General features: G+C 38.6%; 21 protein-coding genes and 1 other RNA gene. 6 read left to right on the forward strand and 16 right to left on the reverse strand.

Going from position 1 to position 20576, the window contains the following annotated elements:
* Positions 1–180 precede the first annotated feature (180 nt).
* The 10 genes from secG to ffs form a co-directional block, all read right to left on the reverse strand.
* On the reverse strand, positions 181–564 hold the full coding sequence (secG, locus tag CLW00_RS12590) for a preprotein translocase subunit SecG (RefSeq protein ID WP_106134041.1): 384 nt from the start codon (positions 562–564) through the stop codon (positions 181–183).
* A 1-nt stretch (position 565) separates the two neighbouring features.
* Positions 566–1483: a hypothetical protein gene (locus CLW00_RS12595; protein WP_106134042.1), complete on the reverse strand. Its 918-nt coding sequence runs from the start codon at positions 1481–1483 to the stop codon at positions 566–568.
* Positions 1484–1519: 36 nt separating this feature from the next.
* On the reverse strand, positions 1520–2062 hold the full coding sequence (gene lptE / locus CLW00_RS12600) for an LPS assembly lipoprotein LptE (protein WP_106134043.1): 543 nt from the start codon (positions 2060–2062) through the stop codon (positions 1520–1522).
* Positions 2049–3338 carry a sigma-54 interaction domain-containing protein gene (locus tag CLW00_RS12605; RefSeq protein WP_106134044.1) on the reverse strand — a complete coding sequence of 430 codons (1290 nt, stop codon included), beginning with the start codon at positions 3336–3338 and terminating at the stop codon, positions 2049–2051. Before CLW00_RS12605 ends, lptE begins: the two co-directional genes overlap by 14 nt.
* Before the next feature lie 15 nt (positions 3339–3353).
* Entirely contained in the window at positions 3354–4814 is a 1461-nt protein-coding gene (gene miaB, locus CLW00_RS12610; protein ID WP_106134045.1) for a tRNA (N6-isopentenyl adenosine(37)-C2)-methylthiotransferase MiaB, read from the reverse strand.
* A gap of 1250 nt (positions 4815–6064) precedes the next feature.
* Entirely contained in the window at positions 6065–7477 is a 1413-nt protein-coding gene (locus tag CLW00_RS12615) for a S41 family peptidase (RefSeq protein WP_106134046.1), read from the reverse strand.
* Positions 7478–7582: 105 nt separating this feature from the next.
* Positions 7583–8293: a cell division ATP-binding protein FtsE gene (locus CLW00_RS12620; RefSeq protein WP_106134047.1), complete on the reverse strand. Its 711-nt coding sequence runs from the start codon at positions 8291–8293 to the stop codon at positions 7583–7585.
* A gap of 2 nt (positions 8294–8295) precedes the next feature.
* Positions 8296–8499, reverse strand: a complete 204-nt coding sequence (locus CLW00_RS12625) for a fructose-6-phosphate aldolase (RefSeq protein WP_106134048.1) — start codon at positions 8497–8499, stop codon at positions 8296–8298.
* A 119-nt stretch (positions 8500–8618) separates the two neighbouring features.
* Positions 8619–9278, reverse strand: coding sequence for a fructose-6-phosphate aldolase (gene fsa, locus CLW00_RS12630; protein ID WP_106134049.1), 660 nt, complete (start codon positions 9276–9278; stop codon positions 8619–8621).
* Positions 9279–9358: 80 nt separating this feature from the next.
* Positions 9359–9445, reverse strand: an RNA gene (gene ffs / locus CLW00_RS12635) — signal recognition particle sRNA small type.
* Positions 9446–9587: 142 nt separating this feature from the next.
* Between ffs and CLW00_RS12640 the strand changes: the two genes are divergently transcribed.
* The gene (locus CLW00_RS12640) at positions 9588–9881 is read left to right on the forward strand and encodes a hypothetical protein (RefSeq protein WP_106134050.1); all 294 of its coding nucleotides are present in this window, start codon (positions 9588–9590) and stop codon (positions 9879–9881) included.
* Positions 9882–9923: 42 nt separating this feature from the next.
* Here the strand turns inward: CLW00_RS12640 and CLW00_RS12645 are convergent, their stop codons facing one another.
* From CLW00_RS12645 to CLW00_RS12670, 6 genes are all read right to left on the reverse strand, one after another.
* Positions 9924–11117 carry a hypothetical protein gene (locus tag CLW00_RS12645; protein WP_106134051.1) on the reverse strand — a complete coding sequence of 398 codons (1194 nt, stop codon included), beginning with the start codon at positions 11115–11117 and terminating at the stop codon, positions 9924–9926.
* A gap of 5 nt (positions 11118–11122) precedes the next feature.
* Entirely contained in the window at positions 11123–11950 is an 828-nt protein-coding gene (locus CLW00_RS12650; RefSeq protein ID WP_106134052.1) for a type 1 glutamine amidotransferase, read from the reverse strand.
* Between the two features lie 114 nt (positions 11951–12064).
* Positions 12065–13171 carry a carboxylate-amine ligase gene (locus tag CLW00_RS12655; RefSeq protein ID WP_106134053.1) on the reverse strand — a complete coding sequence of 369 codons (1107 nt, stop codon included), beginning with the start codon at positions 13169–13171 and terminating at the stop codon, positions 12065–12067.
* A 1-nt stretch (position 13172) separates the two neighbouring features.
* Positions 13173–14129, reverse strand: a complete 957-nt coding sequence (locus CLW00_RS12660; RefSeq protein ID WP_106134054.1) for an ATP-grasp domain-containing protein — start codon at positions 14127–14129, stop codon at positions 13173–13175.
* Between the two features lie 16 nt (positions 14130–14145).
* A complete protein-coding gene (locus CLW00_RS12665; RefSeq protein WP_106134055.1) occupies positions 14146–14859 on the reverse strand; it encodes an alpha/beta fold hydrolase in 714 nt (237 codons plus the stop codon).
* Between the two features lie 307 nt (positions 14860–15166).
* On the reverse strand, positions 15167–15676 hold the full coding sequence (locus tag CLW00_RS12670) for a gamma carbonic anhydrase family protein (protein WP_106134056.1): 510 nt from the start codon (positions 15674–15676) through the stop codon (positions 15167–15169).
* Positions 15677–15809: 133 nt separating this feature from the next.
* Here CLW00_RS12670 and CLW00_RS12675 point away from each other — a divergent pair, with 133 nt between their 5' ends.
* The 5 genes from CLW00_RS12675 (at position 15810) to CLW00_RS12695 (ending at position 20433) form a co-directional block, all read left to right on the forward strand.
* Positions 15810–16532, forward strand: a complete 723-nt coding sequence (locus CLW00_RS12675; RefSeq protein ID WP_106134057.1) for a YceI family protein — start codon at positions 15810–15812, stop codon at positions 16530–16532.
* Between the two features lie 77 nt (positions 16533–16609).
* Entirely contained in the window at positions 16610–17860 is a 1251-nt protein-coding gene (locus tag CLW00_RS12680) for an anthranilate synthase component I family protein (protein ID WP_106134058.1), read from the forward strand.
* On the forward strand, positions 17861–18943 hold the full coding sequence (dinB, locus tag CLW00_RS12685; RefSeq protein WP_106134059.1) for a DNA polymerase IV: 1083 nt from the start codon (positions 17861–17863) through the stop codon (positions 18941–18943).
* A 289-nt stretch (positions 18944–19232) separates the two neighbouring features.
* Positions 19233–20192: a sterol desaturase family protein gene (locus tag CLW00_RS12690; RefSeq protein ID WP_106134060.1), complete on the forward strand. Its 960-nt coding sequence runs from the start codon at positions 19233–19235 to the stop codon at positions 20190–20192.
* Entirely contained in the window at positions 20173–20433 is a 261-nt protein-coding gene (locus CLW00_RS12695; protein WP_106134061.1) for a hypothetical protein, read from the forward strand. The genes CLW00_RS12690 and CLW00_RS12695 overlap by 20 nt, the downstream gene beginning before the upstream one ends.
* Positions 20434–20576 lie beyond the last annotated feature (143 nt).

A 20576-nucleotide genomic window follows, 5' to 3' on the forward strand; every position in this document is an offset into this window, starting at 1 on the left:
GTAAATCGTTTTTACATATCCAGTTTTATGTTAATTGATATTGGATATAAATGGATACCTGATTACCGTCCGAGAGGTTGTTCATCCGATAATGTTGAAAATTGATTGGTATTTTCAAACCATGTAAAAACAAAAAAAGCCTGAACTAGTCAGGCTTTTATAAATATTGCTGGATTGAAATTAATCTTCTGAACCGTCTTCTTCTGGAGTTTCGATTGGAGTCTCTCCGTCTTGTCCTTCTATATTGGAAGGAAGTAAACCTTCACCTTCACCGAAAGAAGGAGATACTACTTGTTTTCTAGCATTCTCTACATTTGGAGAGCGAAAATCTGAACCGCTTTCTGTGCTATAAAATGCCGCTGAACTTAATGAAAGTACTAGGATGGCAATTGACAATACCCAAGTAGCTTTTTCAAGGATATTTCCTGTTTTTGTTACTCCCATAATTTGGGAAGCACTTCCGCCAAAAGCGGCACCCACGCCTCCTTTGGAATCCTGGGCTAGGATAACCAATACAAGAAGGACTGCAAGGATGATTATTACGCTGATAAGAATGGTAAACATATTATGATTGATTTTCTTCTATTTCTTTAATTAGGTCTGCAAAATAAGTGTTTTTATCTGGAAACTTCACCATCAATTTCTTATAAATTTCTTTGGCTTTTTGTTTTTTTCCTTGCTTAAGGAGCAAATTGGCGTAAGATTCTGTGATTAAAGCCGGATTAAGCTTAGTGCTTTTTTCGCTGAGGTCATCCTGTTTTTTTTGTGTTTCGATTTCCTTTAAGGTTGCGAGCTTGATCTCCCTCTTGCTAAACGCTTTGATTATATCTATTTGTTCTTTCTTTTTTTCGTCTTGGATTTCGACTTTATCCCTTCTTTTAATAGATTCTATCAACTCATCGCCCCTTGCTTTCTTTTTTCTTTTTGGAGCAGGGTCTTCGCTTTCTACAAGGTTGTCTGTTTGCTTTGTACTCTCAGCTTCTTTCGGTATTTCTTCTTTTTGTAGACTTGATTCTTGATTTCCCTCTTTTTTGGATTCCTGGCTGGTGTTTATATTTTTAGCCTGAATTAAATCCTCGCCCAACTTCTTAAGCAAAATATTCCTTTCAGCATGATTGGGTTTTTTACTTGGCTCAGGAACCAATTTGTCATCCAGGTCATCAATCAGGTTGTTTGGGTTTTGTGGTCCTTTTGCTTCTATTGCCTTTTGAAGTCTTGGATTGAATTGTACAATGATTTTGTCAATAACTTCTTTGTTTTCAACCAGTTGTTTTAACCAAGCCCTGTCAGGACTTGTTATCGCAGCATGGTGTAACATGTCATTCTTGTCATCACTAGGCTTTTCAAATTCATACTTGGCTAACAGAACTTTTGGGATCTGAAAATAAGGGAATGCCTTATGAAGTTTGACCAACCTGACCAACTCTTCCCTAGAAGGCTGATGAATTCTCTGAATTGATTCTAAAAGTTGCAGTGGATTCACTAGGTTTTATTTTTTTGAATTCCAATTTACTAAATTTTACCAGTTAGCCACTGTTGCCGTAAAGATATCCTGAATGATACTTTCAAATATCTCCTCGATAAGCTGTCCCTCTACCTGAAGTATGGAAGTGGTTCTTGGATCATAATCTTGAAAGAAAGAAAAAGTCCGCTTCAAGCTATACTCTTCTTCTACTGTATTGACATAATCTACTTCTACACCTATGGTTAGTCTCATTTGTCCTGCACGATCGGGTAGGTTGGGGTCCTGAGTAGAGACAGTGGCTTGAGGCGCAATGGTGTATCGGTTGATAGACCCTGAAAACTGCAGGTCACCATTGTTTCGAATCAATTCCAATTGCGTATTCCTCTGGTAGAAGTCTTTGAGAGATTCCGTAAAAAGTTGCTCCATGTTGGCGGGGCCACCTCCAGAATCATTAAAAAAGTTCTCAACTGAGAATGATTTAATGATATCATAATTGATATTGGTACCTGTAAAACTATAACTTACAGAACATGCATAAAGTATCAGTCCGGCCAATAGGCTAAAGGTGACTCTCAAAAACTGCTTAATCAATGTCATATTGTTTTATTTTTCTATATAACGTTCTTTCAGAGATTCCTAGGTCACCAGCAGCATATTTTCTTTTATTATTATGCTTTCTAAGTGCTTTTATGATCATTTCTTTTTCCTTCTTTTCCAAAGAAAGGGAATTGTCATCTTCTTCGTGTATGATATCCTCTATATTTTCATCATCATAATCGTCGGAAGATTCTTTGCTTTTGTTTTGGTCTAGCACCAAGGGCAAATTCGAAGAAGATGATTCTTGATGTGGTTTTTCATCAAAGGGCATACCACTATCCATATCCTCAAATAGTCCCTGATGATTGTTTATAATAGTAGAATTAAGTCCACCCGACTTATAAGATTCAAGGACCAGTTTTTTCAGTTCATTCATATCCTTTTTCATATCAAAAAGGACTTTATACAAGATTTCTCTTTCTGAGAAATCACTGTTATCTGCTGAGCTGCTGGAGCTTGCTGAAATTGCCGGAAGTCTTGTTTGGTCTGATGGCAGATACTTTGCCAAAGTTGCAGCATCAATTTCCTTTTCTTGTTCAAGTAAGGAAATTTGTTCGGCAATATTCTTCAGCTGTCGGATATTGCCAGGAAACGGGAACCTCATCAGTAGCTTTTTGGCATCCTCATCCAGGGAAATAGGTCTGACAGAGTACTTTTCAGAAAAGTCAGAAGTAAATTTTCTGAAAAGTAAAACCATGTCTTCACCTCTTTCCCGCAATGGTGGAACATAAATAGGAACGGTGTTTAACCTGTAATACAGGTCTTCTCTAAACTTCCCTTTCTCCACTGCTCTTATAAGATTTACATTGGTAGCAGCAATTACCCGTACATCGGTTTTTTGGACTTTGGAAGAACCTACTTTTATAAATTCACCATTTTCCAAAACCCTCAGCAGTCTAGCTTGCGTTCCCAATGGCATCTCACCGATTTCATCCAGGAATATAGAACCTCCATCAGTTACCTCAAAATACCCTTTTCTTGCCTCATGAGCGCCAGTAAATGAGCCCTTTTCGTGACCGAATAGCTCGGAGTCTATTGTTCCTTCAGGTATAGCTCCACAGTTGATGGCAATAAATTTCCCATGTTTACGGGGACTGACAGAGTGGATGATTTTGGAAAAAGACTCTTTTCCACTACCACTTTCACCGGTAATCAATACTGTCATTTCAGTAGGTGCGGCCTGCATGGCTACAGAAATCGCATGGTTCAACAGTGGACTGTTTCCGATGATTCCAAACCTTTGTTTGACACTTTGTATTTCGGCTGCAGAAAACATATTCATTGTTTGTGATTAAGATACTACCTCTCCAAAAAGTGTAGCTGAGGAGCAATCGGTGATTTTGACTGTTGCATAGTCTCCCGCTTTGAGACCATTGTTTGGGATAATGACCACTTTGTTGGCTGAATTTCTCCCTTTCAATTGTTCTTCAGAGCGCTTAGAAGTGCCTTCAATCAGGATTTCTTGGATTTTCCCTACGTCAAGCTTGTTCCTTTCCATGGAAAGGGAGGCCTGCTTCTCAATAATTTCTGCCAATCGTCTTTTTTTAACGTCAAGTGGAATGTCGTCTTCGAATTTCTTTGCAGCAAGGGTTCCTGGTCTTTCAGAGTAGAAAAACATGTAAGAAAAATCATATTTGACAATATCCATAATAGATAAGGTGTCTTGGTGTTCTTCTTCTGTTTCTGTACAGAATCCGGCGATCATATCAGAAGAGATTCCGCATTCTTCACCAAGGATTTCTCTGATGGCCTTGACCCTGTCCAAATACCAATCTCTGTCATAGGTACGGTTCATTAATTCCAAAACTCTGGAGTTTCCGCTCTGAACAGGTAGATGGATATATTTACAGATATTGTCATACTTTTTCATGGTGTAAAGCACTTCATCTGTAATATCCTTCGGGTGTGAGGTTGAAAATCTTACCCTAAGTTGAGGGGAGATTTTGGCCACCATTTCCAGTAAGTGTGCAAAGTTGACTACTTTTGATACTACTTCCTCTTTTTTGTTGAGGCGGGCTTTGTTATTTTCTTCCGGTGACCACTTGTAGGAGTCAACGTTTTGACCCAAAAGAGTCACTTCTTTGTATCCTTTTTCGAAAAGATCTTGAGCTTCTTTCACTATAGAATGAGGATCACGGCTTCTTTCTCTACCTCTTGTAAAAGGCACTACACAAAAAGAACACATGTTGTCACAACCTCTCATGATTGAGATGAAGGCACTGACTCCGTTGGAGTTTAATCTGACAGGAGAAATATCAGCATAGGTTTCTTCTCTGGAAAGGAAAGTATTGACCCCTTTGTTGCCATCTTCTGCAGAGGCTACCAAATTGGGAAGGTCTCTATAGGCATCAGGTCCAACTACAACATCTACGATCTTTTCTTCTTCCAGCAATTTGTCTTTCAACCTCTCAGCCATACAACCCAAAACCCCAATGGTCAATTCAGGCTTGTTTTTTTTGACAGTGTTGAATTGGGAAAGTCTTTTCCTTACTGTTTGCTCGGCTTTTTCTCTGATAGAACAGGTGTTGAGAAAAATGACGTCTGCCTGTTCAAAGTCAGAAGTAGTATCAAAACCATTTTCTTTCATGATAGACGCTACTATCTCTGAATCAGAGAAATTCATCTGGCAGCCGTAAGATTCTATATAAATTTTTTTGGACTTGCCGGTGTTCTCTTCCACTGTTGTCTTGAAATCACAAGCTTGCGCCTCATCCGGTGCAATAATATCGATGTCCTTAATTATGTTTTCCATGTGTAATCATATTCGAGATGCGAAATTAACAAAATACGGACAAAATGACAGGGATTTGTACTCAATTTAAGATTTTAGATTTAAGTTCGAGTGATGGGAAGAAAGGATGAGGGATGAGGGAGGAAATTGTAGATTTAAGATTTTAGAATTGGGTTCGAGTCTGTTCAAGGGCTTAGGAAAAGGTTGGTGGTCTGTGGGGCGTTGGTCTTTTGATTTACGAAGGACGATCTATCCCTCCGGTAGGCAAGTTTACGATGCATTTTCTTATCTGTGTTTATCAGTGATATCAGTGGTTAATTTTTTCACTTCGTTTAGTGGCTCCCTAACCGACCCCCGCATATTTTTAAGTATTTTTTTTCCCGCAGATTTCGCAGATGAACGCAGATAAGTCTCGCTTTTGACTCACAACGCCGAAATCCCCTAAACCCACAATCCGCCCAACCTTTAACATTTTTAACTTTTCACAGCCTTAAGAAGCCTAATTCAGTGATATCTGTGGTTATTTTTTTTGCAGTCTAAGTAGGAATATCTGAGACCCCAAAGGGGTCATATGTTTATAGCCTCGGGTTGAAACCCGAAGATTATAGTTGATAATTTGATTTTGGTTTTTGGCTGCTTAATGCTTGCTATTGAACAAAGCTTTTCGCCAAAAACAGGGCTATAAAAATAAATATCCCACTGATCTCGCGGATTTTCGCTGATGAGCTTCGCTTTTCACCATATCAAGTTGATCCAATGAAAAAAATTAATGAGAGCCGTTAGTGATGACACTAACAGCGGCGGAAAGAAATCGAAGTGTAACGTTGATCCCGAGAACGAAGAGAATCGGGATACAATAGAAATAAGACTAAGGACTAAAGCGAAGTGATGCTCTCAATGCTTTTTGTTTTTTTTTACGGCCAAAGAATCCATTTATTGGAAGAACTGGCGCGTTATCCGAAGGTTGCACCTTCGGATTTATGAGTCTTGAGCTTAAAGCTCAAAAGGGTATTAAAATTTCATATCCTTCAGTCCTCCCTGCAACTGCGTAATAAAGTAGAAATACGGTATACAATTAAGTAAAAACCCAGGAAGGTTGAAGAACTTAAACGCTTTAATGGCCGTGAATGAGGACACTCACGGCGGTGGAGTTGCTAATGACTACAAGTGAGGACACTCACGTGTAGCAGCTTCATTAAAGTCGAAGAGCGGTACCTTAGCGGACTATAATCCTTACTCATAACTCGTCTCTAGTTTCACAAAACTCATTCTCATTTTTGGGGAAACTCAAAATTCTCATAGATGATTTTCCCAGTAAAGGCTTTTTTCTCAAATGAATCACCTAAAGGAATCCTTTGTTCTTGACCTCTTCTGGCATTTACGGAGGATACTCCTGTGATATCCTGAAGTGCTAAACTCAACATGTATTCCCTTGTATCTCCAAGAGGAGCTAGAAACCTTTGGGTAAGCTCTATGGCCTCAATATCTGGCTCAAAACCTTCAATAAAATCAGATTCACCATTGCTGTTGAAAAGCATGGTAATGATGGGAAGCATGCCGTAATCGTTTTCTGAATTTTCTGTGTCCTGAAGCAGTGCAGAACCTACATTTTTGCCTTCGGTAGTAGTGCCTATAAGTTTGACATCCATATATGGTTTGAGGCCATTGATGATCATTTCACTGGCAGAAGCTGTGCGGCCACTTGTGAGTATGTATACCCTGTTTCCGTTCAATATTGGACCTAAATTCTGGCTTTTTGAAAGGAATTCGAGTTTATCGTCTTGAAATTCTTCAAATTGAGAAAGAAAGCTATTGTACTTCTGCTCAAGAAATACATCTTGAGTTGTGACATTTGGTGCAATCAAAGATGCTAAATTCAATGTACTGGCCAGCGATCCACCACCATTATACCTAAAGTCCAGGATTAGGCTATTGATTCCTTCTGACTTGAATTTTGCAAAAATTTCATCCATTTGGTTGTCATACCGGTCTTCTTGTCCAGGTATGCCTCTGGCAAAGAAGTGATAGACTACATATCCTATTTTTTGATTTTCTACTGTGTAAATTGTGTCAAGAAAATTCGGGTTTTCGGATAACTGGATAGTTTGAAGACTAACCTCAGGTTGCGGCTCGTATTGGTCCTCTTCTTCATTAAATCTTAGATAGCTTAAAGTATGACTATCTGAAATAGTCCTGAGCAAAGTTTGAAAATTTGACAGGTTAAGTGTAGATCCGTTGATTTGTGTGATAACGTCTCCTCTTCTGAGTCCGGCGTCTTTGGCAGGGCTTCCATTTTTGACATAAGAGATAAAGGCCAGAACATTTTCATTGTTTTGACTTTCTCTGGCCAAGAGAAACTCATAGCCCGCTTGTCTTCTGATCCCTTGTAAACTATTGGCAATCACATCGTAGTTAGGGAAAATTTCAGAATACCTATCTGTTGGCCTGAACAATAATGCCTCAAAATAATCTTCAGGATCCGAATTGATATCAATTGGATTTTTCATGTCTTCCAACCAATAATACCCTTGATCCATCAATCTTTGAATCCATTGATTTATTTCTCCGTTCTTGGAAACAACAATTTCGTCATCAACATCAACGGGATCTTCTTTTTCCTGACAGGCAAAAGCGATAAATGCTACTATGATAAAGTTGAGTATGAGTTTGATTGAATTTTTCATAATATAATCGAATGATATTTATGTAAACCTTAAATCTGGCAAACAGGTTTTATTTTCCTTTAATTCTACAAAAAACGAATAGCAAAATCAAAAAAAACACCTCTATTAAAAAGAGGTGTTGATGCTGATATCGGCAGTTTTGCTGTCCAATAATTTTCCTTTTTCACATTTGAGCACCCTATAAGGATATTTTCTCAAAAGATCATGGTTGTGTGTGGCCATCAAAATGGCAGTGCCTTCTTTATTGATTTCTTGAAAGAGTCTGAAAATCCCATCGGCTACATCCGGATCCAAATTTCCAGTAGGCTCATCTGCGAGTAGGATAGAGGGCTGATTGATCAATGCTCGGGCTATCACTACTCTCTGTTGTTCTCCTCCGGAGAGTTGGTGAGGCATTTTTGTGGAAGCATCAGCCAAACCTACTCTGAGTAAAACTTCAATCATTCGGTTATTCATCTTTGATTTATCTTTCCAGCCAGTAGCTTTCATGACAAAAAAGAGATTTTCAGCGACGGTTCTATCTGGAAACAATTGAAAGTCCTGAAAGACAATGCCTAGTTTTCTACGTAGAAAGGGGATTTCTTTAGTTTTGATTTTTTCTAAGTTAAAACCCACAATTTCTGCTTCTCCCATCTTAAGTGCGAGATCAGCATAAAGCGTCTTGAGTAATGAGCTTTTCCCACTTCCAGTGCGTCCGATGAGGAATACAAACTCATCTTGCTCTATAGTAAACTCCACATTTTGAAGCACAGCATCATTACCCTGAAATATATGGGCATTGGAGACTTTGATGATTGCCTGATTTCCTAAATCCATAATTAGAGTTCAAGTTTTTGGAGTTTTCCAAATGGCAGTTTGCTGATCAACTCCTCCAGCTCTTTTTCTTTTCCTTCCAAACCAAATTTCTCCACATTTTTCATAGGTCTGTCTGCTCTGAAATAGGCGACCAATACAAAGTTGAGATCCCTTATCTGAATATAATCTGGAATTTTAGCTTTACCTTTTACTTTTATAATATACATGGTAAAAAATCTTAACGTTGGTTGATTTGTGGTATTACCTAGATTTAGGCAAATTGTTTTAGCTGGAAGATAATAATCCAAAACCGAAGTACAATTACCACGGTTTTGGATTAGAATTTTTATTTGCCTGCAGCCTTGGCATGGTCTGCAAGAAACTGAGCCAAACCTGAGTCAGTCAGTGGATGCTTTAATAAGCCTGTAATTACTTTCAATGGACATGTAACTACATCTGCTCCAAGTTCAGCACACTTGATAAGGTGCATTGAGTGTCTCACAGAAGCTGCCAATACCTGAGTGGCGTATCCGTAGTTGTCGTATATGTGAACTATCTGCTCGATAAGCTCCAAGCCATCATAAGAGATGTCATCTAATCTTCCGATAAAAGGAGAAACAAATGTGGCACCCGCTTTTGCGGCAAGAATTGCCTGACCTGAGGAAAATACCAAAGTACAGTTAGTTCTTATGCCTTCGTTGTGAAAGTATTTGATAGCTTTTACGCCATCCTTGGTCATTGGGACCTTCACCACGATTTTGTTATCGATTTTGGCAAGTTCTTTCCCTTCTTTGATCATACCGTCAAAATCGGTGGCAATTACTTCAGCACTCACGTTGTCATCTACGATGTCGCAAATAGCCTTGTAATGAGCCCTTACTTTTTCGTCTCCGCTGATGCCTTCTTTAGCCATAAGGGAAGGGTTGGTTGTTACACCGTCTAGCACTCCCAGATCGTATGCTTCTTTGATTTCGTCTAGGTTGGCTGTGTCTATAAAGAATTTCATGCTTAAAAGGTTTTTTGATGTTAGAAACAAAGTTAAGCGAATATTGGGGAATTGGAAGGATGAAAAAACGAAAGGTAAAAAAAGAAGCGGCATCGCACCGCTACGACTGCTTACCCTTGCTTCCTTCCGGACCTGGGGGATTCAGCAGGAGCTGGTCGTGCCGCTAGTCCACAAAGGTAAAGCAAAATTGTTTTCTTCCAAATGAGCTGACTAATATTAAACAGGATAAAAGTCTAATTGCCTAAGCATCAACTAAAAATATTATGGCAAAGTTTTTGAAGCTTTTTGAATGGAATTAAAAATAAAATTATGAAAAGAGGAATTGTTTTTATCGCGACTTTATTAATGTTGGGTTCTTGTGGAATTTTTCTTCCACGTCCGGAATTTAAAAAGGGTATGACAGAAAATAGGTTTCTAAGGCAAAATAGAGATGCTGTGATCAATACCCTGGATAATGGGAAAACTGTCTACAGGGTAGATAGAGGAGAAAGGTTCTTTGTCCTGGCTACTTTTGAAGATGGTAAATTAGTGAAACTCGAGGAAAAAGAAGCTAGACCAGCTTGGATGCAGCCTCAGGAAGATCAGGAAAAAAGAAATAAATAACTTTTGACTAAGTGAAAGCCCATCAATTTTGATGGGCTTTTTTTATGACTTTTCGAATAGACCTAAAGTACCGCCAACCCAATCTTTGTCTTTATTGAACTTGACACCAATCATTTCTCCTCTGCTTAATCTCACTAGGTTGCCCATTAGGGTAGGGGATTCATCCTTTTCCGGCCACACCGCCAATATGCGTACTTCTACTTTCACTTTTCCGTCTTGAGCTTGCAATACAGGCGAATAATGAGCCTTTTTTTGTAAAATATATAAATCCTTTTCTTTTACGTTTTCCACATCTTCTCTCTTTACGTGAAAAATAACCCCACTTCCCGAAAAAGAAAAAAGTGGCTTCAGTACGTAATTTTCCAAATCTTCCGGAATCTCATCCAGCTCGCTTAGCAATTTGGATTCTATAAAATAGGGACCTTTCAAATATGGCAATATAAACTTGGAAATCCTGAAAAACCAGTTTGGGTGTCCAGCCCATTCCACATCTAATTTTTCCATAAAACTGAAGTTAAGATTAAGGTCTCCTCTTAACTCCAACTCATCAAAAATCACCCTATTGTAGATTCTTTTGATTTGTATTTCTTCACCGTCTTTGGACTTGTAAAACAATTGATCACCTTTTTTGATGATTTCTGTGACACAGCATATAGGGATATCAAGGTCTTTGTTACAATAGTAAAAATCAATCTTCGTATTCTGTTTTTCTGGTTCTATTTCGAGCAAAATAACCTCTTTAGGATCATAGCCATTGAGGATAGTTTCTCGGAGTTTAGATAAGTAGTCAGCCTCATCCATTCCATTGAAATATGGAGTCAGTTCGGAGAGGAAAGGATAGTGATTTTTGAATTTCTGAAAAAGGTTGTACTGAAAATTAAAGACTGAAGGAAAACCCTGAACTTCAATTAATTTTGGCATCAGTTCACCATTTTCTTCGCAAATACCGAAATCAATCGCCAAGAACTGTGTATGTGCATCCTGATTAGGGACGTTGGAATTTACCAAAAGTGATTTTTGGGTAATTTGGTTAAAGTCATCCTTTTTGATAAAGTCAATTACCTGTTGGCTTCCCTCAAGTAGTTTTTCTTTTAATTCTTTGGGTATAAAAAAAGGAGTTTCCGCTATTCGAAACGTAGGCAAATAATCGAAGTCTGAAGTAATATCAGCAAGGAAATCTGTATAAATTTCCTTGCTGTATAGCTCATTGAACCTTTTTCTAAATTCTGATATCATATCATTTAAGTAAGTAAAACCCCTTGTTCTTGCCTTATTTTTGCGATAGACTGTTGTAAAAAATTAGGAATAAGGGTTTCATTGGTTTTGTAAATTGTATTTTCATCTACCAATCTTTCCAACATAGTTCTATACTTGGCTTTGCCTTTGGACTCGACCAGTTTATCCCTAATTTCTTTTTTCTTCAAATGATTGAGGAAGCTTACAGGATCTGCTTCAGGATGGAATTGGGTTCCTACCATTTCCGGGGAGAATCTCACCGCCATAATAGCCCTTTCGTATTCCACATGGCTTCTGATTTTTTCCATTGCGATCATTTTGGCTCCCATAGTCCTGAATTTCTTTAGGTGTGGTTTTATTACCTGATAATCTCTGGAATCTACCGCCCAGAAAGGGTTTTCTAAACCTTCAAACAGGGGATCACCCATTCCTGCATCTGTCTTATGAATCGTCATGACACCAAAGGAGGTTGACTTTCTTTTGGTAATTTCTGCCAATCCAAAGTGCTTGACGGCCATTTGGTATGAGTGACAAATGAATAAGATGTATTTTTTTCTTTCGGAGGTGAGGTTCCATTCCCATAACTGATCAAGAAACTGGGAGAATTTCACTTCCCAATTACCATCTCCTTCCAAAGGATTGCCCGGCCCACCCGTAGCCACATAGAGGTTGTACTCCTGCATGTCGGGGAGATCTGCTTTTCCCCTCACATCGTAGACATTGAAAGTAAGGTCTTCTGAAAATCTATTGATGATATCATGAATGCACCTCATACCCTGATTGGGTTCTCCGTCATACATGTCCAAAATGGCCACTTTGATTTTTTCCTGCATGATATTTTTGAATAAGCGCGCAAGATAGTGGATATCAATAAATCTACCACTTTATATTCTGCACTGAATTCTATTTTGCCTTCTTCAAATTAATGAGTTACACTTTTTAAAACATCAAATACCTTTGGTAAACTCACCGGTAATAAAATCAACTACTTTCACCAAGTCATTGGTTTCTTCGAAGATTTTTTTCTGTTTGTCAGCTCCTGTTCCTTCTGCCAATATCTTGTGGATGAAATTGATTTCTCCGCGGCTCCCCAATTCATCTACTACATCATCGACAAAATCCAATAACTCCAACATGAGGTCTTTATATTCAACTTCTTTTTTCTGACCAAAGTCTATCATCATTCCCTCAGTACCGTATCGAGCAGCTCTGAATTTATTTTCCCTGATAAGAGCTATCCGGTAGACATTGAAACTCGTATTCATCATGTGCATTTTGTAGAGCTTGGCTACAACTGCCTGAATCAAGGCCACTATACACATGGTTTCATCTACTGTCAGACACATGTCACAGATCCTGAATTCGATAGTAGAGAAAAACGGGTGCATCCTTAAATCCCACCAGATTTTCTTTGGATTGTCTATGCAGTTGGTTTTGACTAGGGTCTCAAGGAAATTATCATAAGATTGTACAGAGTCGAAATACTCAGGTAGGCCTGTCCTGGGGAATTTGGCAAATATATGAGCTCTATATGCTTTAAATCCCGTGTCCCTACCTTCCCAAAAAGGTGAGTTTGTTGACAATGCATAAATATGAGGCAAGAAATAGCAGGCCTGATTCATGATGTGCAGCGCCACTTCCCGGTTTTCTATGCCGACATGCACATGAAGGCCAAAAATCAAATTTGATCGAGCCGTATCCTGAAGTTCCTTGATGATATTATCATACCGAGGATCGTCGGTGATTGGCTGCTCTTGCCATTTGGAAAAAGGATGGGTTCCCGCAGCTCCCACGATGAGGTTTTGATCTCCGGCAAGGTCCAAAATTTTTCTTCTTAGAAAAGAAACTTCTTTTCTGGCATCTTCTACATTTTGACAGATGTTGGTACCTACTTCTACTACAGATTGATGCATCTCAGCTTTTACCTGTTCCCTGAGAATGATTTTGGCTCCATCTACTATTTTGGACATGTGGGAGCGCAAGTCTCGGGTCTTAGGATCTATAATCTGGTACTCTTCTTCTACACCAAGGGTGAAAACAGGAAGTTTTTTCATACTAAAATCTTTTAGCCATACTTACAGCATCCTTCATAAATGTTCCCCAGCTCAAATTGATTTTACCGGGTTTTTGGGCTTTTGCGTAGGCAATTGCCATTTTTGCTGACTCTTCTACCACCCAATCAAAGTTGGCTTGGCCCACAGAATTGATGTCGGCATCTGGTGCAGGATTGCCAAAATCAATGGCATACGGAATGCCATCTTTCACTGCAAATTCTACAGTATTGAAGTCATACCCCAAACCCTGACAAAGCTTGATTGTGTAGTCCTTTACAGTCTTCAAGAGTTTTTTGGAAGCTGGAGGCCCATCTATTACATACCTGAGATGGTGCGGGTTCCTAGGTTCATACTGCATGATACGGACCGCTTTTCCACCAAGGCAATAGACCCTGAAATACTCCTCAAAGACTATTTCCTCTTGAAGCAACATGACCAATTGACCAGTTTCCCTATGTTTGCTGAAAAATTCCTCTTTGTTTTCAAGTCTGTAGACATTTTTCCAACCGCCACCTGCATAAGGCTTCATGTAAGCAGGGAAACCTACATATTCAAATATGGCTTCCCAGTCCAAAGGCATCTTTAAGTTTCTAAAAGACTTGGCTGTCGTGTCGGTTGGATGCTCAGCCGAAGGAAGGATTACAGTGTTTGGAAGTGGTACTCCGAGTTGGTCTGCAAGAGCATTATTAAAGAATTTGTCATCTGCAGACCACCAAAACGGGTTGTTGATAACAGCTGTGCCTGTCAAGGCGGCATTTTTCAGGTAAGCGCGGTAAAAAGGTACATCTTGGGAAATCCTGTCTATGATTACTGCGTAATCAGTAAGTTCATTTTGAACCACTTTATCAATCGTAACAGGCTCCGCAATGATGCCTTTTTCATTCATTTCGTTTACTCTTTCGACAAAAGCATGGGGGTATGTATCTTCCATGCCAAATAGGATTCCTATCTTTTTCATAAATGGTTGGTATTGGTTAATTGAATTTTATTCTTGATAAATAGTGTGGAAACATTTCTTTCCAGACGGGCCAGTCATGCTGACGGTCTTTCCTCACGTCCAGCCAATGCCTGAGGCCTTTTCCTTCGAGGGTATCAGAAAGCTTGATGTTGGCGTCAAAACAGATGTCCCAGTTGGAGGTCCCAAGGACAATATCCATTTTCCATAATTCCTGATCGTGAAGTCCAGGTAAGTATTCTAAAGGAGAATTGTAGAAAATATCATTGTGGTTGTAGCCATCCATGAAGTTTCTGATTTCGTAAGCTCCTGACATTGAAAACATATGGCTGACATATCCAGGGTGTCTGAATGCAAAATTAGCCGCGTGGTACCCACCAAAGCTACAACCTGCCATTGCTACCTTGCCCACATTGGTATTCAGTCTTATACGCTCTACCACTTCATGACAAATCATTTTGTCGTAAGCAACATGGTTCTGTATCCTTTGATGCGGGTGAATGTTTTTGTTATAAAAGCTATCCCTGTCATTACTTTCCGGACAGAATATTTGAATCAGACCTTGATCTAGGTACCATTTAGCTGACTCTATTAAACCCATATCTTTGTTTTCATGAAATGAACCCATAGAGGTTGGGAACAATACTACAGGATAACCTTTATGTCCAAAAACAAGTGTCTGTACATCTCTATTGAGGTAATGTGAATACCATTTGAAATATTCTTCCTTCATAAATATTAATTTGTTTAAAAATAAAATCTTTGGTGTACTAGTAGATGGTACTTACCAAAGAGCTATATTTTTTTGTGATATATCTGAAGCGTCTCCATTCGAAACGCCGTTTTAGAAAAACTGTTACTGGTCCAAATAAATGATTGATAACAGGTTAAGATGGGTTTGGTATAAAAATCACTTTTTACTTTCAGTTAAGTTAAAGAATAAGTTTATGGATTGCAAAAACCTTTTGCCCTTCGTCAAAAATAGTAGTAAGAAATTTTCTGATAATTGGATTTGACCGATTATTAAAAATATTTAAAGGTTATTCAAACCATTCTGAATATTTGGGATAGTTATCAGCAGTTCTCCTTATTACTTCCAACATTTCGGGTCCTGTATTTTTTATTTTTTTTGCTGGCATACCTGCATAAATGCTGTTGGCCTCTACTATGGTGCCTGCCAGTACAATTGCCCCAGCCGCTATCACTGCCCCAGAGTGTATGATGGCATTATCCATGATGATTGCACCCATGCCGACCAGTACATTGTCGTGAATGGTGCAACCGTGTACTACTGCATTGTGAGCAATCGAAACCCTATCTCCTATATATGTACCTGATTTTTGGTATGTGCCATGTATCACCGCACCATCTTGGATATTGGTTTCATTTCCAATCCTGATTTGGTGAACGTCTCCTCGGATGACAGCATTGAACCAAACAGTGCATTTATTGCCCATCACTACATCACCTACGATGGTTGCATTCTCAGCAAACCAACATTTTTCTCCAAATTTAGGATCGAATCCTCTCACGCTCTTTATCAATGCCATAGGTATGATTTTTTCAATTAAACTCGTCTATTTTTACTCAAAGATATTTTTTTTCTCCAAAGCATGAACTTTTTTCAAACTAAATGGTTTTCGTGTACATACATTTAATACCGAAACAAAACATTTTAAAATTATGAAATTATTGCAACAAACAGGTTTGTTCTTGGCATCAGCCTTAATGATTGTCGCTTGTGGACCAGGTGGAAATACAGTAGAAACTAGGGAAGCAGAAGAAGTTGGAGAAGCTTCAGGTATGACGCTTTCTGTAGATGCTTCTACCAGCAAAATCAACTGGAGAGGATATAAGCCTTCTGGTCAGCACTATGGTTACATCCCTATGAAAACAGGTGAAGTAATGGTAGAAGGTGAGTCTTTGACTGGAGCAAAGTTTGTATTTGACATTACTGCTCTTGAAATTGAAGATCTTGAAAAAGGGTCTGAAAATTATGGTAAGCTTAGCGGTCACTTGCAGTCTGATGATTTCTTTGATGCAGCAAACCATCCGGAAGCTACTTTTGAACTTACTAAAGTAGAACCTTTTTCAGCTGGTGAAATCGAAGACAACGATGAGTTTGAAACTGACAACACTCCGAAAAAAGATTCAGAACTTGCTCAAGGCAGCCCAACACATTGGATTTCTGGAAACCTAACAATGAGAGGTACAACCAAAAACATTAAGTTCCCTGCTGTAGTAGATGTGAGCAATGGTGGTGTAACTGCAAAAGCTGGTTTTAATATCGACAGAACTAACTGGGGATTGATGTATGGTGATGAAAGTTCTGCAACTGACAAAGCCAAAGATCAATTTATCTATAACACTGTAAGTGTTGAGTTTGATATCAAAGCAAACCAATAAGATAAATTACCAAATAATTGTAAAGAGGAAATCATTAGGTTTCCTCTTTTTTTATGCCTTTCCATTAATTTTGTTCCATGGCAAACAATACTGCAAGATGTATTACCAAACCCAAGGATTGGGAACCAAGATTGCTTGGCTGGCTGGATTTTACTTTTCCGCACTTTAGTTATCATACGGGCAATCACTTCAAATATCCCTACGGGACCTTTCCAAATACCGCTTTTGGAGCTTTTTCATCGCTCTCTATGGAAGAAGCAGCTTTACACTACAATACTTCTGACCTTGTGGCCTTGATAGGTTACGATTATAAAAACAACATCGAAAGGCTTTCAAGTCAAAATAAAGCTTTGATTGATTTGGAATCAGCTGTTTTTTTTAAACCTGAATTAAGTATTGAAGTAGGGGATCAACACCTCAATTTCAAAGGCGAAGCTTGTGAAGAATTTATCACTTCATTTCTGAATTTTGAATATAAGGAGGAACCCAATCCCGAGGTAAAAGTAAAAGGTCTTGATACAGCCGAGAGTTATCAGGATAATGTAAAGAAAATTCAAAATCATATCCGGGAAGGGGATATATATGAGTTAAATTATTGCATAAGTTTTTCGTTTGAAGAAACACAATGGAATCCTATCAATGGGTTTTTGGACCTGATGCAAAAATCTCCAATGCCTTTTTCCGGTATGTTTAAATCAGGAGGAAAATACCTGCTTTCGGCTTCACCGGAGCGTTTTATTAAGAAAATGGGTAAAAAATTAATAGCCCAACCGATAAAAGGTACAATAAAGAGAGGGGCAAGTCCCGAGGAAGATGAAAGCCTCAAAGAACAATTGCTAGGATCAGAGAAGGAGCGTGCAGAAAACCTGATGATAGTGGACTTGATGCGTAATGATATGTCAAAAATCTCAGAGACTGGTTCAGTTCAAGTAGAGGAATTGTTTGGGATTTACTCTTTTCCAAGAGTACATCAGATGATTTCGACAGTATCCTCTCAAATTCAGGATAACTTAGGGCTATTGGACCTTATCCATGCCACATTCCCAATGGGTAGCATGACCGGCGCTCCAAAAATCAAATGCATGGAGCTGATAGAATGTTATGAGAATTTCAAAAGAGGTTGGTTTTCAGGAAGTTTTGGTTTATTTGAATCAAATGGAGATTTTGACCTGAATGTAGTGATCAGAAGTATCTTATATGATAAAGAATCAGGTAAGGGTTATTTTGCAGTGGGTTCTGCCATTACTTACGATGCAGATCCCGCCTACGAGTATAAGGAATGCCTGTTAAAGGCCTCCGCCATTTTAGAAATTTTGGAAGGTAAATAAATGGACAAAATCAGGAAAATCATCCATGTGGATATGGACGCATTTTATGCTTCTGTGGAGCAGATGGATTATCCTGAACTAATTGGGAAACCTTTGGCTGTGGGAGGCAATAGAGAGAGGGGAGTAGTGGCAGCCGCTTCGTATGAAGCAAGGAAATATGGTGTGCGCTCTGCAATGTCTGGAAAAATGGCTGCTCTAAAGTGTCCGCACTTGGTATTTGTAAAGCCAAGGTTTGAGCGGTACAAAGAACTTTCTCAACAAATAAGGGCTATTTTCTTTGAATTTACCGACCTGGTAGAACCCTTGTCATTGGATGAGGCATTTTTAGATGTCACAGAAAACAAAGTCGGCAATCCATCTGCTACTTTGATAGCCAAAGAAATCAGAAAAAGGATAAAAGAAGAAGTAGGGTTAAATGCTTCTGCAGGTATTTCATACAATAAATTTTTGGCAAAAACTGCTTCTGATATCAACAAACCCAATGGTCAGGCAGTAATACTTCCAAAAGATGCAGAAGTGTTTTTGGAAAAACTCCCAATCGAAAGGTTTTTTGGAATAGGTAAGGTTACGGCCGAAAAAATGAAATCACTAGGCATACACAATGGGCATGATCTAAAACAGTTTTCCCTACAATTTCTCACGAAGCGATTTGGAAAATCAGGACTCCACTTTTACAATATTGTAAGAGGGATTCATTTATCTGAGGTACAACCCAACAGGATACGAAAGTCGCTGAGTGCAGAAAATACATTTTCGCAGGACTTAAAAAAGAAAGAAGAGTGGTTGCCTGCGCTTTTGGAAATTTTTGAAGAGTTGAAAAGAAGAGTAAAAAAATCAGGTATAAATGGAAGGACCGTTACCCTAAAGATTAAATACCATGATTTCACTATTCATACAAGGAGTAAGACCTTTGAACAGTATCCCAATGAAAGTAAAATATGGGACACTGTCATGGAATTGCTTGACCAAGAGGAGTTAAAAGCTCCTGTTAGACTCTTTGGTCTGGGGCTTTCTAACTTGAACGTTGAGGAGGAGCGATTGCATTTTGGGAAACAACTTTGGCTGGAATTTGAACCGGAATGACGCTAATCAGTTTTCAATGTAACATTGGTCACAAAATATATAATTAGGTCTGTTTACTTTTGAATTATTAAGGAAGACAAATTGTGATATCGGCCGTTAGAATTGATTAACAGCCATTATCAGTAATATACTTGATAGGTCTATCCTTTAGTAATATGTTGTAAATAATCCTTTTTAGGGAACTTGATAAAATGTTGCCTGGAGACAGGTGACGATTAGTTGTGGTTTATGGGAGTATTGAAATGGGGCAATTGTGTAATTGTCCCTTTTCTTTATAAAAATTTATTGTATGGATTTTGAAAAATATTTAAAAATCATCTCTGATTCGTACTACGGGTATTTTCATTACCTCGTAAACGAGATGTTCTACCCCTCTTGGCACAACTATTTTTGGTGGTTGCTGGGAATGTCTATTGCTGTATGGCTATTGGAGATCTTTGTACCTTGGAGGAAAGATCAGGCTATTTTCAGAAAAGACTTCTGGTTGGATGGATTCTATATGTTTTTCAACTATTTCTTATTTTCCCTGATTGCATACAATGCCATTTCTAATGTAGCTGTAGAAGTCTTTAATGATTTTCTGGGCTTGTTTGGTGTGGAAAATACAGTTGCCCTACACATTGACACTTGGCCTAGGTGGTCGCAGTTTTTATTGCTGTTTATTTTGGCGGATTTTATTCAATGGAATGTACATGTAATGCTGCATAGGGTTCCGGCTTTGTGGGAATTTCATAAAGTACATCATTCAGTAGAGCAAATGGGTTTCGCGGCTCACTTGAGGTTCCACTGGATGGAAACAATCATCTACAAAACAGTACAATATATTCCTTTGGCCATGATAGGTTTTGGTCTTGAGGATTTCTTTATCGTGCATATTTTCACCACTACGATAGGTCATTTGAACCATGCTAACCTGAGACTTACCTATGGTCCTTTGAAATATATTTTGAATAATCCCATCATGCACCTTTGGCACCATGTCAAGGCATTGCCAAAAGATAGGAAATATGGAGTAAATTACGGTATCACCTTGAGTATTTGGGATTACCTTTTTGGAACCAATTATATCCCAAATGAAGGAAGAGATGAACCTCTTGGTTTTGATGGTATGGAAGATTTCCCAAAGACTTTTTGGCAGCAGGTAAGCTATCCTTTTGTGAAAGTGAAAAATAGAGATGCCGGAAGTCAAAAAATTGAAAAATCTCCCGTTAACAATAAAGAATACAGTAATGAAAAAGAAAGCGCCTGATTGGAAATTTATACATTTCTTGTTTTTGTTGTTGGCCTTGGCCCCGTTTTATCCTGAGCCACATTTGGTAGGAAAAATCCGGTGGATTTTAGGTGGTGCGAATGGTATGGGGGCTTTGGATTGGTTTGACTTTTTGTATCATGGAATACCAGCTGTACTTTTTATTAGGATAGTGATATTAAAAGCCTTAGCTAAATATGCTGAGTATTCTGAAAATCAACAAGGTAAACTTAAGGTTTGAAAATTCATCTTACCTCCATCATTTCATAAGTGCTACTGAACAGACTTTCATTCTTTATCACCTCTTGAAGTGATTAGCTGAATTGAATTCAAAAAGCGTATAATTTCAATTTTATCCCGATTCTCTTCGTTCTCGGGATCTAC

It is taken from the genome of Mongoliibacter ruber (genome assembly GCF_003003005.1).
GTDB lineage: Bacteria > Bacteroidota > Bacteroidia > Cytophagales > Cyclobacteriaceae > Mongoliibacter > Mongoliibacter ruber.

Bases quoted from the DNA above. Each gene is read 5' to 3' on its own strand.
- CLW00_RS12625 (WP_106134048.1), bottom strand. From the start codon at position 8,499: ATGTATATTATAAAAGTAAAAGGTAAAGCTAAAATTCCAGATTATATT.
- CLW00_RS12620 (WP_106134047.1), bottom strand. From the start codon at position 8,293: ATGGATTTAGGAAATCAGGCAATCATCAAAGTCTCCAATGCCCATATA.
- CLW00_RS12665 (WP_106134055.1), bottom strand. From the start codon at position 14,859: ATGAAGGAAGAATATTTCAAATGGTATTCACATTACCTCAATAGAGAT.
- CLW00_RS12675 (WP_106134057.1), top strand. From the start codon at position 15,810: ATGAAATTATTGCAACAAACAGGTTTGTTCTTGGCATCAGCCTTAATG.
- secG (WP_106134041.1), bottom strand. From the start codon at position 564: ATGTTTACCATTCTTATCAGCGTAATAATCATCCTTGCAGTCCTTCTT.
- dinB (WP_106134059.1), top strand. From the start codon at position 17,861: ATGGACAAAATCAGGAAAATCATCCATGTGGATATGGACGCATTTTAT.
- CLW00_RS12670 (WP_106134056.1), bottom strand. From the start codon at position 15,676: ATGGCATTGATAAAGAGCGTGAGAGGATTCGATCCTAAATTTGGAGAA.
- CLW00_RS12690 (WP_106134060.1), top strand. From the start codon at position 19,233: ATGGATTTTGAAAAATATTTAAAAATCATCTCTGATTCGTACTACGGG.
- CLW00_RS12680 (WP_106134058.1), top strand. From the start codon at position 16,610: ATGGCAAACAATACTGCAAGATGTATTACCAAACCCAAGGATTGGGAA.
- fsa (WP_106134049.1), bottom strand. From the start codon at position 9,278: ATGAAATTCTTTATAGACACAGCCAACCTAGACGAAATCAAAGAAGCA.
- CLW00_RS12645 (WP_106134051.1), bottom strand. From the start codon at position 11,117: ATGATATCAGAATTTAGAAAAAGGTTCAATGAGCTATACAGCAAGGAA.
- CLW00_RS12655 (WP_106134053.1), bottom strand. From the start codon at position 13,171: ATGAAAAAACTTCCTGTTTTCACCCTTGGTGTAGAAGAAGAGTACCAG.
- CLW00_RS12660 (WP_106134054.1), bottom strand. From the start codon at position 14,129: ATGAAAAAGATAGGAATCCTATTTGGCATGGAAGATACATACCCCCAT.
- miaB (WP_106134045.1), bottom strand. From the start codon at position 4,814: ATGGAAAACATAATTAAGGACATCGATATTATTGCACCGGATGAGGCG.
- CLW00_RS12695 (WP_106134061.1), top strand. From the start codon at position 20,173: ATGAAAAAGAAAGCGCCTGATTGGAAATTTATACATTTCTTGTTTTTG.
- CLW00_RS12605 (WP_106134044.1), bottom strand. From the start codon at position 3,338: ATGTTTTCTGCAGCCGAAATACAAAGTGTCAAACAAAGGTTTGGAATC.
- lptE (WP_106134043.1), bottom strand. From the start codon at position 2,062: ATGACATTGATTAAGCAGTTTTTGAGAGTCACCTTTAGCCTATTGGCC.
- CLW00_RS12615 (WP_106134046.1), bottom strand. From the start codon at position 7,477: ATGAAAAATTCAATCAAACTCATACTCAACTTTATCATAGTAGCATTT.
- CLW00_RS12640 (WP_106134050.1), top strand. From the start codon at position 9,588: ATGAAAAGAGGAATTGTTTTTATCGCGACTTTATTAATGTTGGGTTCT.
- CLW00_RS12650 (WP_106134052.1), bottom strand. From the start codon at position 11,950: ATGCAGGAAAAAATCAAAGTGGCCATTTTGGACATGTATGACGGAGAA.